1 protein-coding gene and 1 pseudogene are annotated in these 887 nt (G+C 65.7%); both read right to left on the bottom strand.

From position 1 onward, the window contains the following. Positions 1-511 (bottom strand): Hint domain-containing protein (locus MKK49_RS14235; protein WP_244029484.1); only part of this gene is annotated, 511 nt, incomplete at its 3' end. A 187-nt stretch (positions 512-698) separates the two neighbouring features. After that, positions 699-887, bottom strand: a pseudogene (locus MKK49_RS14230) (hypothetical protein); the annotation flags it as partial.

The following is an 887-nucleotide window of genomic DNA, read 5'->3' as shown; positions in this document are numbered from 1 at the left end:
GGCGGTGGCCGGTCCAGGTGACGGTGCGGCGGCGGCCGGAGGCGGTGATGGCGCTGTCGCCGACCCGCAGGTCCTCGACGGCGACCTCGCCCCGCGCCGTCAGGATCCGCGTGCCCGCCACAAAGCACAACGCAAAGGGAGTCGATGACAGCGTGATCGATTGCGAAGGCTCATACACATCGTTTGAGTACATAAGATAGACGTATTCGTTTCTCGCGGCGGAGAATGATCGCACGACGACGCCGCTCCTATTCGCGAGCTGGCCGACATACTCTCGATTGGTGAATGTCACCGAGGCACCATTGACCGTCTGTACGACCTGAAGGTTGTCGTTCGGTGTATCGCCAAGCATCTCCTGGTTGTCGGAACCGCTGCTCGCCGGCAGATCGCTGAGGATAAACTCGCCCTGTCGCCCACCGGACTGGACCAGAGGGTCGATCCGGTCGGAACCGGTTCCCCCTGAGGACGATTCCAATGCATAAGAACGTGAGAAAGACTGTGTCGATGCCATGACGCGCTCCTTATCGGCCCATGCTGGGACGGCTGCTTCTCGAGCAGAGATGCCTCAAGCGGATCTGCTCGGTTTGTTCTCGTCGCCCCGGGCGTCGCATCCCGCGAGGCGGTCGCGACTGGCCGGCGGACGGATGCTTGCGGAGGAGCGCCTTCAGGGCCGCTTCCCAGGCGGCACCGCCGCCTGATCAAGCGGTCGCGAGGGCGAATCCGTCCGCGCCCCATGCGCATTCGTCGGCGAGGGTTTGGGCGAAGACGGCGCCGAGGCGGTCGCGCTCGGCCTCGACGAGGGGTCCGTCGACCGCGACCGGACGGCAGCGGCCCGACAGGCCCGGCGGCACGAAATCCGGGTTGTGCAGCGCGTGGTCCGAGGCCTC

The sequence above is a fragment of the Methylobacterium sp. J-090 genome, assembly GCF_022829345.1.
Lineage (GTDB): Bacteria > Pseudomonadota > Alphaproteobacteria > Rhizobiales > Beijerinckiaceae > Methylobacterium.
The sequence above is the reverse complement of the archived record's forward strand: the minus strand, read 5'-3'. Positions and strand labels throughout refer to the sequence as shown.